The sequence below is a fragment of the Dolichospermum lemmermannii CS-548 genome, from assembly GCF_028330815.1.
Lineage (GTDB): Bacteria > Cyanobacteriota > Cyanobacteriia > Cyanobacteriales > Nostocaceae > Dolichospermum > Dolichospermum lemmermannii.
Genome location: NZ_JAQMTJ010000201.1, coordinates 1 through 11,596 on the forward strand (window position 1 = coordinate 1; position 11,596 = coordinate 11,596).

15 protein-coding genes are annotated in these 11,596 nt (G+C 33.7%); 7 read left to right on the forward strand and 8 right to left on the reverse strand.

Going from position 1 to position 11,596, the window contains the following annotated elements:
- Positions 1 to 185: 185 nt before the first annotated feature.
- The 3 genes from PN450_RS13085 (at position 186) to PN450_RS13095 (ending at position 1,761) form a co-directional block, all read left to right on the forward strand.
- The gene (locus PN450_RS13085) at positions 186 to 962 is read left to right on the forward strand and encodes an ABC transporter permease (protein WP_271836602.1); all 777 of its coding nucleotides are present in this window, start codon (positions 186 to 188) and stop codon (positions 960 to 962) included.
- A 215-nt stretch (positions 963 to 1,177) separates the two neighbouring features.
- The gene (locus PN450_RS13090; protein WP_271836603.1) at positions 1,178 to 1,414 is read left to right on the forward strand and encodes a DUF433 domain-containing protein; all 237 of its coding nucleotides are present in this window, start codon (positions 1,178 to 1,180) and stop codon (positions 1,412 to 1,414) included.
- A complete protein-coding gene (locus tag PN450_RS13095) occupies positions 1,411 to 1,761 on the forward strand; it encodes a DUF5615 family PIN-like protein (RefSeq protein ID WP_271836604.1) in 351 nt (116 codons plus the stop codon). Before PN450_RS13090 ends, PN450_RS13095 begins: the two co-directional genes overlap by 4 nt.
- A 52-nt stretch (positions 1,762 to 1,813) precedes the next feature.
- Here PN450_RS13095 and PN450_RS13100 read toward each other — a convergent pair whose 3' ends face one another.
- Entirely contained in the window at positions 1,814 to 3,148 is a 1,335-nt protein-coding gene (locus PN450_RS13100; protein WP_271836605.1) for an ATP-binding protein, read from the reverse strand.
- A 195-nt stretch (positions 3,149 to 3,343) separates the two neighbouring features.
- Here PN450_RS13100 and PN450_RS13105 point away from each other — a divergent pair, with 195 nt between their 5' ends.
- The 3 genes from PN450_RS13105 (at position 3,344) to PN450_RS13115 (ending at position 6,571) form a co-directional block, all read left to right on the forward strand.
- Positions 3,344 to 4,531, forward strand: a complete 1,188-nt coding sequence (locus PN450_RS13105; RefSeq protein ID WP_271836606.1) for a TRAFAC clade GTPase domain-containing protein — start codon at positions 3,344 to 3,346, stop codon at positions 4,529 to 4,531.
- 297 nt (positions 4,532 to 4,828) lie between these two features.
- A complete protein-coding gene (locus PN450_RS13110) occupies positions 4,829 to 5,725 on the forward strand; it encodes a hypothetical protein (RefSeq protein WP_271836607.1) in 897 nt (298 codons plus the stop codon).
- Positions 5,726 to 5,785: 60 nt separating this feature from the next.
- Positions 5,786 to 6,571: a WD40 repeat domain-containing protein gene (locus tag PN450_RS13115; protein WP_271836608.1), complete on the forward strand. Its 786-nt coding sequence runs from the start codon at positions 5,786 to 5,788 to the stop codon at positions 6,569 to 6,571.
- A 2-nt stretch (positions 6,572 to 6,573) separates the two neighbouring features.
- On the opposite strand, the gene PN450_RS13120 is transcribed toward PN450_RS13115, so the two are convergent.
- The 5 genes from PN450_RS13120 to aroA all read right to left on the reverse strand — a co-directional run bounded on the left by PN450_RS13120 (position 6,574) and on the right by aroA (position 9,569).
- Positions 6,574 to 6,951, reverse strand: a complete 378-nt coding sequence (locus PN450_RS13120) for a hypothetical protein (RefSeq protein ID WP_271836609.1) — start codon at positions 6,949 to 6,951, stop codon at positions 6,574 to 6,576.
- 190 nt (positions 6,952 to 7,141) lie between these two features.
- Positions 7,142 to 7,378 (reverse strand): YgiT-type zinc finger protein, encoded by a 237-nt coding sequence (locus tag PN450_RS13125; protein WP_271836610.1) that lies wholly within the window; start codon positions 7,376 to 7,378, stop codon positions 7,142 to 7,144.
- 15 nt (positions 7,379 to 7,393) lie between these two features.
- Positions 7,394 to 7,795 (reverse strand): HNH endonuclease, encoded by a 402-nt coding sequence (locus PN450_RS13130; protein ID WP_271776511.1) that lies wholly within the window; start codon positions 7,793 to 7,795, stop codon positions 7,394 to 7,396.
- Positions 7,792 to 8,154 carry a hypothetical protein gene (locus tag PN450_RS13135; RefSeq protein ID WP_271836611.1) on the reverse strand — a complete coding sequence of 121 codons (363 nt, stop codon included), beginning with the start codon at positions 8,152 to 8,154 and terminating at the stop codon, positions 7,792 to 7,794. Before PN450_RS13135 ends, PN450_RS13130 begins: the two co-directional genes overlap by 4 nt.
- A gap of 65 nt (positions 8,155 to 8,219) precedes the next feature.
- Positions 8,220 to 9,569: a 3-phosphoshikimate 1-carboxyvinyltransferase gene (aroA, locus tag PN450_RS13140; RefSeq protein WP_271836612.1), complete on the reverse strand. Its 1,350-nt coding sequence runs from the start codon at positions 9,567 to 9,569 to the stop codon at positions 8,220 to 8,222.
- 339 nt (positions 9,570 to 9,908) lie between these two features.
- Here aroA and PN450_RS13145 point away from each other — a divergent pair, with 339 nt between their 5' ends.
- Positions 9,909 to 10,421, forward strand: a complete 513-nt coding sequence (locus PN450_RS13145; RefSeq protein WP_148763651.1) for a hypothetical protein — start codon at positions 9,909 to 9,911, stop codon at positions 10,419 to 10,421.
- Between the two features lie 101 nt (positions 10,422 to 10,522).
- On the opposite strand, the gene PN450_RS13150 is transcribed toward PN450_RS13145, so the two are convergent.
- Both PN450_RS13150 and PN450_RS13155 read right to left on the reverse strand, forming a co-directional pair.
- Positions 10,523 to 11,098 (reverse strand): thioredoxin family protein, encoded by a 576-nt coding sequence (locus PN450_RS13150; protein WP_271836614.1) that lies wholly within the window; start codon positions 11,096 to 11,098, stop codon positions 10,523 to 10,525.
- A 106-nt stretch (positions 11,099 to 11,204) separates the two neighbouring features.
- On the reverse strand, positions 11,205 to 11,596 hold a 392-nt coding region (locus PN450_RS13155; RefSeq protein WP_271836613.1), incomplete at its 5' end, for a zinc ribbon domain-containing protein.

The following is an 11,596-nucleotide window of genomic DNA, read 5'->3' on the forward strand; positions in this document are numbered from 1 at the left end:
CAGTTGTCAGTAGGGGCGAAGCATTTGGAAGGTAAATTATCGGTCATTGCCAAAAATAGTTCTTCAAATGCTTTGCCCGTACAGTTGTCAGTTGTCAGGATAAAGAAGGAAGAATTAAAAAGATTTCCCTGTTCCCTATTCCCTGTAATACGTAAAGTTTTTAATTGTTAAGAGGTAGAGAAACTATGCCAGAGCTAATCAAACTGGATATGGTAGATTTGGCGTTAGCTATAGGGTTAATGGCTATTGCCATTGGGATATCGGCGTGGGAGCAATTAGGACTAGAATTAAATTTAAGCGTAGCTACTGGTAGAACTATCCTCCAACTACTTGTATTAGGATACACTTTTGACTTCATTTTTGCCGTTAACAATGTTTGGGCGGTACTGGGAATTTTAGCAATAATTTTGACAATTACTGTAATTATTACTCGCAACCGCATCAGTCAAAAAATTCCACAAGTTTTACCTTTAGCTGGAAGTGCGATTTTTGTCAGCACGTCCTTAACATTGCTTTATACCAATTTTTTAATTATTCAACCAGAAAGATGGTATGAACCACGTTATATCATTCCTTTAGCTGGCATTTTGCTGGGTAATGCCATGAATGCAGCCGCCATAGCCGGAGAACGTTTAGTTAGTAGTATCAACCAATTTCCCACGGAAATAGAAACTCATTTAAGTTTAGGTGCAACTCCTGAACAAGCGATTAAGCCATACTGCAAAGAAGCGATTCGCGCCGCAATTATGCCGACTTTGAATCAAATGATGTTGATTGGTATGGTAACAATACCAACTTTTACCAATGGACAATTATTAGCTGGTGTTGCACCACTAGAGGCTGTATCCTATGAGATTTTAATTATTTTTATGGTGGCTGTCACAAACTTATTAACAACTATTTTAATTACCAAAGGTTTATGTCGGCAGTTTTTTAATTCTGCTATGCAGTTGGTTAGGTAATTGTCTGAATCAGGTGGTTATCGAGCGAAGTCGAGATAATGTCCAGGATTAAAGGATGAACAGGATAAATACAGGGATTAATTTTATCACCAATTACCAATTAACAGCCTCAACTAGATTGTAGGTTGGGTTGAGGTAACGAAACCCAACACTTATATCAAATTTTTATAAAATAAGGTATAATTAATTCAGTTTGATTATAAAATCTTCACATCATGAATAATCTAGTATTAGAGAGAATAACAATTAACCATGATATTTGTCATGGTAAACCATGTATTCGCGGATTACGCTATCCTGTGGAAATGATCTTGGAACTTTTGAGTTCAGGAATGACTATTGATGATATTTTAGAAGATTATGATGATTTAGAATATGAAGATATTTTAGCAGTTCTTAACTTTGCTACTCGACTCACTCAAGTTAAAAGTATTCTGCAATTAGTTTCATGAAATTCTTAATTGATGCTCAATTACCAATGCGAATTGCCAATTTATTGGAAAATTCAGGTTATGATGTTATACATACAAAAAATCTTCCTTTACAAAATGCAACTCCAGATTCAGAAATTAACAAACTATCAATTCTAGAACAAAGAATTGTCATTACTAAAGATAAAGATTTTTTAGATTCTTTTTTAATCAAAAAAGAGCCTTACAAACTACTATTAATAACAACAGGTAATATTAGTAATAAACAAATTGAACAAATTTTTCTCCAAAATATTTTACAAATAGTCGAATTATTTATGAAATATGATTTTTTAGAAATGACTAGAGATAGTTTGATTATTCATTAGTGAAACTCTAAACATTATTATAGTCTCAACTTTGATTTATTAGCTTTTCATCTTAACGAGAATTTCTCACATATTCTTGAAAAACTGGAGATAATTTAAACAGAATTTTATCTTCTTTGATTTTGGTTACTAAATACCGTTGTTGTAAAGATTGTAAACCATTATTAAAATCAACCGAGGATAAATTTAAACTTTGTCTTAATTCTTCTCTGGAAATAGGGTTTTCAAATTTACTTAGTTGTAAGACTATTTTTTGTTCCTGGGGTGATAGGTGGTGAAATGTCTCTTGAAAATGAGACTGCATTTGATTGGTAATATGTAAAGTATTTTCAGCTAAAAAATCAGCAACTTGATCATCATAATTTTTATGGATTAATATACTAATACTTTTTAAATAAATTAAATTACCTTCATATAATTTGATTAATTTTAACCAACTATCCTTATTTTTTAATCCGGTATTTTTGAGAATTTCTGGATTATCTAAACCTGATAATTCTAAAGATTTAATAGGATATAGTTCTTCATCTAAACATTCCATTTCTGGACATTGTTCTTGACTAATTAATATGACGCTACTTTGATGTTGGGTTTCTGTAATCATTTTGAATAAGGTTTGATAATCTTGATATTCTGGTTGATATTTTCCCGCGAATTGACTAGGAATAAATATATTTTGTAAATCATCAAGGATAATTAAACATTTTTTATTTGTGAGAATATCAAATAATTGTTTTAATTTATCATTTATTGTTGGTAATGAGTCTAATTTGTGATGTTTTAGTAAATCATCAAGTAGTAAATTTAAAGATTGAGGGAATTTTAAACTTCTCCAAACAATAGGATCAAACTTTTGTTGATGTAAGTCTATAAATCTTTTAACGAGTGTGGTTTTACCAATACCTGATAATCCTAAGATTGAGATTAAATGAGTATTTTGATTTAATATCCAATTGGATAAAGTATCAATTTCCGAAGTGCGATCGCAAAAACGATTAATTTTAGGAGCAATGGTTAAATCGTGATAGACTTGATCTTTAATACTTTGTTCTGTATTTTCAGAATATTCTTTATTATCATTATGACAATAATTTATCTGATTATTACCAAAATTATAAAACTGAGAATTATTTATAACTCTTTCTAGAGTCCAACAAAAATTATGCTTATTAACATCTTCTCCTAAAGATTCCGATAAAATTTGCCATAGTTTACGTCCAACACTTCTAACACGACTTTCACTACGATTACACTCATCGGCAATTGTCTCATAAGTTTTTCCATCATAAACTCCTGTAATTACAGTTTTTTGCAAATCATCTAAACGTTTTCCTGTTTTATTTAAGATCAATTGATCAGCAAATTGTAAAATTTCTGCAACATCCATAAAATCAGTTTATGATAAGGTTTTCAGCAATTATAGCGTATTTTTACGCATCATTGTAAGCTATTTTAATACATTTCTTTAACAGTTCGTTATAAAACACAGTCTTAAACAGTCTTTTGGATGATAAAAAAAGATGATACATATAACCTGGGGTAAAAATCGAAGATTTACTGTATTGATACTTAGAGACAATTTATGCTACCAACTTATAATGTAGTTATTTTGGGTCCATCTGGTTCAGGTAAAACTGTGTTTTTGGGGAGTATGTATCATAAACTCTCAACACAGGGAGAATCAGGATTTTTTTTAGCGGTAGATAATGCTCAACGAATAAGTCTAAATCAGATTTATACCGAAGTTGCTACTGGTGAAAAATGGCCAGATCCAACACAAATTGCAGAAATATCTAATTGGACATTTACTTGTAAAATACAGAGTCCTAAAGGTATTTATTCAGCTTGTCAATTTCAGTATACAGATTATGCAGGTGAATTTGTAACAGATCGTGATAATGAAGAATTTAAGGAGAAAATAAAAAATGCAGATGCTTTATTAGGTTTAATAGATGGTTTGCGGTTACTTTCATCTATCAATGGTGAAGATTCAGGTATACAATGGGAAACTAAAGAGTTAGCAAATGTATTGAGTGTAATGCAAAATACAGATAAATCTATTCATTTTATTATTAGTAAATGGGATGTAATAGAAGAAAGTGGAAAAAACCTAGAACAAGTTAGAAATCATTTGTTAGGAATAGAGCAATTCCGCAATATTATTAGGACTCGGAGTGATAACAGTGATATTAATAATGAAAATAATAGAGTTGTTCGATTAATTCCTGTTAGTTCAGTTGGTGAAGGTTTTGCAAAACAACAACCGGATGGTACTATGAAAAAAATAGGAAAACGACCTAAACCTTATAATATTGAATTACCTATAGCTTGTATTGTACCTGATAAGCTAAATGAAGAGTTGAAGAAAATTATTAATGAGCAAAATAAAAAATCTCAAGAACAGGTTCAAGAAGTTAAAGCTAATTTAACCTTATGGGATAAACTCAAAAAATATTTTGGTAAAACTGCTAAAACAATATTGGAAACAGTAGCACCCAAATTACCTCCCCAATTTCAATTTTCAAAAGAAATACTTACAGACATGATTGATTTTATTGATCAAGAATTGCAAACATCTGTATACAATAAAGAAGCCGCAGCTAAAGAAAGAACAGAACAATTAAAAGCTAAAAAAGCAGAAGCTTTAGTAAAAATTGAAAGTGAAAAAACTGCTTTAGAATACTCTATTCGTTGTTTCTTGTTGCTTGTAGATAAATTAGAATATGAACATCCATATTCTAATTTAACCGATTGTAAGTTAACCGATTAAATTAATTAAGTAGGTGAACAAAATAAAAATGAAGGGTACTGCGTTTTGTAAAATGGCTGAAACTCAACCAGAATATGGTATTGAGACAACTTTACATACCGTTACATACCCTTAATTTTTTCTAAGTAGAGTAACGTAAATAATTAAAGGTTTGTAGTAAGGTCTTTAGACCTGAAAGTAGGGCTAAAGCCCTTGCTACGAGCCAACTTCAGAATCTGTTAACTTACTTAACATAGTTCTATTTATTTTCGCCTACCTACTTATTTACCTACTTAGACTAAATCAAGAGATTAAATTATGACAAAAGATATCATAGAAAAAATAGAGGGTTGGGTTTTCCTGGTTAGTCGTAGTGAAAATCTGGGATTTACAACAATAGTTGCTCCTGATTTTATGTGTGATGCTAGTCTATCTGGTTTACTTGCATCTGTTGCAGGAGGAAAGATAACAGAAGCTAGAAAAGCTATATGTCGTCAAATCCATAATTCTGCTGTTGGTGATTTAACGTTAGTATTTCGTGTGATTAAAACAACTTATGAAGATATGGGAATAGTCGGAGATGGGGTAATTAAAGATGGCTTCCCTAGAGAAATTCCATTTATTGAAGGTGTTGTTTTTAAAGGTAAATTAACAGAAGTCAAAGTGTCTGAAGACATTTTTGCTAAAATTCATAATGAGATTAAACACCCTTATCAAACATTTTGGCAATGGAGTAGTCCAAAAGCAACAATTCCTTCAAAATTACAAAATTTTGAAACCTCATCAGAATATTTTGAATTAATTATTCAAGAACCTTACACAAATTCTCCAAAAATTGAGAACAGTTCTCAGAAAAGATGGGAACTATTATATCAAATAAAACTTGATCATGAAATATGTGATTTTGATATTTCTACTCAAGGTGATTTTTTAGCTGTAAGATTAGATGATACTTGGCAAACATTAGCTATAGTTCCGTTTAATGCTACAAATGGAGAAGATATAAAGTACAATGATAAATTTAAATTAGAAAAGAAACATGAAATTTTTCCCTCAAAACTAATCAATTACATTCCTTTTGTTGGAAAACCAATATCAGAAGTTGGAGAACGAGTAATACCAGCTATTTATAGTCAAGGTCTTATATCAATTAGTCAAAACGATCATATAGCACTCTCTATAAGTAAGTTGGCGTTAAACAATCAACATATGTAACGAAATGTAAATTCGACAAATACCTTATAGATAGGTTATTTAAGGGTTTTTACGAAAAAAATGTATATTGATTTTATCGTGCCGACTTACTTAGTCGAAGCAGGTAAAAGGTATATTAAAATATATTATTACAAAAACGGTAGAATAGATGAACAAAAAACAATACCAATTGAAAGTGGTAATTTAATTGAAGACTATATAACAACTGGAATTACTTCTTTATCGTTTATAAATAAAGATTTAATTATTTGCGGTTGTAAAGATGGAACTATAAAATTGTTTAATTGGAAAACAAAAGAAAATATTTATAATCAACAGCACTGGAGTGGTAAACAAATAACATCAATTACAATTAGTAGCGATAATAAAACTCTTGCGAGTTCCGACAGTGGAGGAAATATATATTTTTGGGAAATAGTAGATTTAACTATATGTGAAAAACGTGAAATTTTGAATGCTCACAAAATAAAAAATGGCTTTAAGATTAATTCTTTAGCATTTAATCCTGATGGTAAAATTTTAGCAAGTGTGGGTGAGGATAATTATCAAATAAAATTATGGAATCTTCTTGGTGAGGAAGTAGGTATTTTAGAAGAAGAAAATTCTAGTGATGTAGGTCATGATATAATTAACACAATTACATTCAGTTCAAATGGTAAGTTATTAGCCAGTGGTGACGATAAAGGTTATATTAAAATTTGGGATTTCACTAATAAAAAGTTACTTCTTTTTGATAAAACAAAGCAACATGATAGTGCTGTTACATCTCTTGCTTTTATTCCAAATACTCAAATATTAATTAGCGGTAGCAAAGATAGAACTATTAAATTTTGGAAACAGAGATAGTATTATTTTCCGACTGTTACAGTCAGTTTATCCAACTCTAAAATTTCATTCTTAAATTGTTCCAATAATTGAAAAAATAAATCACAAGCTAATTTTTCATCTTCTACTTGAGACAAAATAATACTTTCCCAACCTTCAGCGGAATTAATTTGATATTTCCCTTGTACCCATTTCTGAAATTGAGCAAATTGTTTTTCTTGTTGTGTTAGTTGTAACCCTAACTCACCTCTGGACATACTGTAACCCATCAATAACATTTTTAACCGAGTTATAGATACTTTTCCTAAATACATTCCTGGACGTTGTTTAATTCTGGTTAATAACTCATAGAGATATTCTTGACTATTTTTATTACCATTAGTGATAGTTACATCTAGCATAATTTTCTCTTGAATAGTGATTAAAAGTTTTCTTCAATGACTATTAACTGTTGTCCTAAATGAATTTTACCAAAAAACTGAAAATTAGCTAACCATTCTATTTTTGCTTACCAAATTTAACATACTAGCTGTAGATGATATCGAAGGAAACTGTCCTAAACTTGACAACCTGACTCATTCAACCTATCAGTTAAGCAGAAAAAGCAAAAACATCAATCTCAATTTTTCTCTGAGATTTTTGATTACTATTTAACATTAAACGAATATTTTCAGCAGTTTCACTACTAAAGGTTATTTCTCCACAACGAGAACAAACTTTAGCTGGAATACCCTCAACCAAAATTAGTCTACCTTCGATTTCAAAAGTTTCATTAACTAATTCTTCAGTAAATTTATCTGAACCACAATTATGACAGCTTAACATCATAACCTCTTGTTTATCTTACGGAAATAATCCCAAACGAATCCATAATTGTCTTGCTATCACTTGTGATTGACTATTTAGTTCTAAACATTTTACAGTTACTCTACCAATAGATGTTATACCTATAATCAAACCAGTTTCAGAATTAACTTGAAAATGCTCTTCCCATAGGTCTTCTCTAGGATTAAAAAGACGAACTTCAATATTAGATTCAGGATCTATTTCACTAATACGAGAACCTTTACGAAGATTACAAGAACGACAAGAAAGAGCTAGATTAATTTCAGCATTAGTACCTCCGCGAGAAGTAGGAACTATGTGTTCAACTTCAAAGGGAAAATTAAATACTAATTCAGGTGCATGACAATATTCACAACGATGAATGGCGCGATCTGCTACAAGATGATAAAATTGATTCATTGACTCCATTGTTGTGCTAAGGATGCGGTTCTAGCTGTAGCAGCATTGAGTTCCAGATTAACAAGATTATCTAACTCTATTTGTATTTCTGGCGGAAGTTTCTGTTCTTGATCTCGTGCTATTCTCCACATAGTCATTAGTTCGGATAAACGTTGTTGTTGATCTTCAGTGAAGAATTGATCGGGATGAAAATTATCAATAATTAATAATGCCCGAAATTCAACTTCACCTAACTGTGTAGTCAAAGCATCTAAAGCTTGACCGGCAGTTTTGCCAACAGACTGTTTATCTCCAGCAATAGCACGATAAGACCTTTCACCACTGGCATTTGATATAGGTAAAATGGCAACTGTAGTCATAATGCTGATTAAGAATATTTGTTGTTTATCAATTATACCCCAGTCCTTTACCCCGTCCCTAAAAACTATTGACAAATTTCCCGTAATGTGTTTGTGAAGTTGGGATAAGAAATAGCAGCAGCTTCAGCGCGGTGAATGGTGGTTGTACCAGTAGCGTTAAGTGCTGCGATCGCTAAACTCATGGCAATGCGATGATCTGTATGGCTATCTACTGCCGCACCGACTAGGGGAGTACCACCGGTGATTTCCATCCCGTCGGGTAGTTCGGTGATTTTTGCCCCCATTTTATTGAGTTGTTGTGCCATGACGGTAATGCGATCGCTCTCTTTGACTCTTAACTCCTCCGCATCCCGAATAATGGTTGTCCCCTCAGCAAAAGCCGCTGCAACTGCCAAAATGGGAATTTCATCAATTAACCTGGGAATGATATCACCAGCAATCGTACAGCTTTTTAAACCACCGGAACGGACGCGAATATCAGCCACAGGTTCTCCCGCTACTTCCCGTTGATTCTCTAGTTGAATATCTGCCCCCATCAGTTCCAATGCTTCTAAAATCCCCGTGCGGGTAGGATTCACACCGACATTTTCCACTACCAAATCTGAACCAGGAACGATCGCCCCCGCAACTAACCAAAAAGCCGCTGAACTGATATCACCAGGGACAATTACAGTTTGTCCGTAGAGTTTCGCCCCACCTGTGATCGTGACGCTATTGCGGTCTGGATCTATACTTAATTCTGCGCCATAAGCCCTTAACATTCGTTCACTGTGATCCCGTGATAAAGCAGGTTCGGTGACGGTGGTTTGTCCTTGGGTGTTTAAACCCGCGAGGAGAATGCAGGATTTAACTTGAGCCGAAGCAATGGGAGAATGATAATGAATGGGCTGGAGGGCTTGTCCTTGAATGGCTAGAGGTGCTAAGGTGTTGCCTTTGCGTCCCCAAATTCGCGCTCCCATTTGTTGCAAAGGCTTGACAACACGAGACATGGGACGCGATCGCAAAGAACTATCACCAGTCACCGTGAAAAATCGCCCTGGATGGGATGCTAACAATCCCAACATCAACCGCATCGTTGTTCCAGAATTACCCGCATCCAAGACGTTTATAGGCTCTTGAAAATTGCCTAAACCGATGCCTTTGACTTTGACTAATTCTGTGTTTAAGTCGGAAATTTCCGCACCTAACGCCCGAAAACAAGCCGCAGTGCTACGGGGATCTTCACCTAACAGTAGTCCTTGAATTTGAGTTTCACCTTCAGCAATTGCACCCAACATCAAAGCGCGATGAGAAATAGACTTATCTCCAGGGACTCGGATACGTCCCTGCAAAGACAATTCAGAGGCAGGGCGCTGAATAATTAAGTGATCAGAAGAGTTTGCTTGAGTTTCTAAATTAATAACAATAGCTGACATTAGGATACAATGACTTTTGAATAGAATAAAAGCTAAACAGCGACTTGTTTATCACTATTCACTTCCAATTTAGTATCCTACCGCTTTTTGGCAACTATAATCCTTCTTTCGGTAGATAGCAGGTGACAGATAATACCATATTGAATGGTTTAGATTAACAAATCAAAATATTTGCTAACGATGAAGCAGGTTTTACTATTTATTAGATATCTTGCTTAAATGTCTTGTGTTTTGTTGCTTCCACCAAAAACGTCAGCCGTAACGTTAAATAATAGGCAAAACTGGCAATTTAGAAAATCGCTCAACTTTTATTCTTTATTTGTAACCCCTCACACTCTCATGCTAACTCACCACCGCAAACCCGTATGTTTATCAATGATTTCCACGGACTTACCGATTTGGTCTGTGGTTGACACTGCTGGAACTTTAATTCAAAAGGATACAGATAAATTTCATTTACTATTAACTGCACCACCTCTGATTAGTTGTGAGGTAGGCAGTTATTTCAATCAAGAAGATACAATTCACCCAACTAAAAACAATTTTTCTCCTCCTAGCAGTCCCAGAATTTTATGGCTGGAAATTTCATCTCGGCGGTTAATTATGACAATGCAAGGTAATGCACAAGTCAGTTACCGTCACTTTTGGGAATTAGGTGTTTATGGCATTAGTCGTTTCTGGTTGCCAAATGAATCATTACAACCCCATCAATCTATCCGTTTGCGTAATTTTACCAAAAGTTTTACTCTTAGCGGGCATCCTTTTCCAGAGAATCTCCGTTTAGAATACGAATTATGGACAGGAAAAATCCAATTAGGGCGTTATATTCTCAATTTGGAAATTCAGCATTAAAGGGAACAGGGAACAGGTAAGAGTTTTACCAATCACCAATCACCAATCACCAATCACCAATTACCAATTACCAATTACCAATCACCAATCACCAATTACCCTTAATAACTAGGATCATTACCTGATTTCCATTTGATATTGCAACCAATACTGGGCTTTTGTTCACTTATTACAGGTTGATTATTTAAGACTGCGGTAATAGCTGCTCTTAGATCTTTACCTGTAACAGGTTGATTATTACTAGGACGACTATCATCTAATTGTCCACGATAAACGAGTTTTCTGTCGCCATCAAATAGAAAGAAATCCGGTGTACAGGCTGCCGTATAGGCTTTTGCTGTTGCTTGAGTTTCGTCGTAACAGAAGGTAAAATCAAACCCCAGTTCTATAGCCATGTCTTTTAATGATTCTGGGGCATCATTAGGGTAATTTTTAGCATCATTAGCACTAATGGCAATAATCCCTAAGTCACTGTTGCTGTAATCTTGATCTAATCTGGCTAATTCTTGTTGAATATGCTTAACAAATGGGCAGTGACGACAAATAAACATGATTAACAATGCTTTTTTATCGGCAAAATTATCAAGAGAAATTATTTTTCTAGATACTACTTCTGGTAGATGAAAATCTGGTGCTTTCGTGCCTAGAGGCAACATTGTGGAAGCTGTTAAAACCATAATTTTTTTAAATGTTTTGATCAGGATTTTTTTAATAATAGAATAATCCATCTTCATTTAGGAAAATTACCAAATTCAAATACATAACTTAATGAACTACCCCATCTTACTTCGTTGAAGATGGGGTTTCTACATCCCCATGAGTAAGTTGAGATTTTTGACGTTTCTTTTGACCCAGTTGCTTCATACTTCCAGCATTCTTGCGTTTGCTGGTGTTTGAAGTAGAGCTAGAATCATCCACGTCTGAGAGGCTAGTTCCTAACCCCTGTAGATTATTTGAGTACCAAAGCAACATCACTTCTGCGGCGGCGATATCACGCTGTTGAGTATAGCCGCAGTTATGGCAAAGGTGAGTTCGTTGGTCTAAAGATTTCTTCTCTTGATTTCCACATTGAGGACAAGTTTGAGATGGTTTTACCTTCTTTGTAGGAACTTCTACAAATAAGCCACCAATGTCTGATAACTTAGCTTTTAAGGCATCCTTTATCATCCCCATTC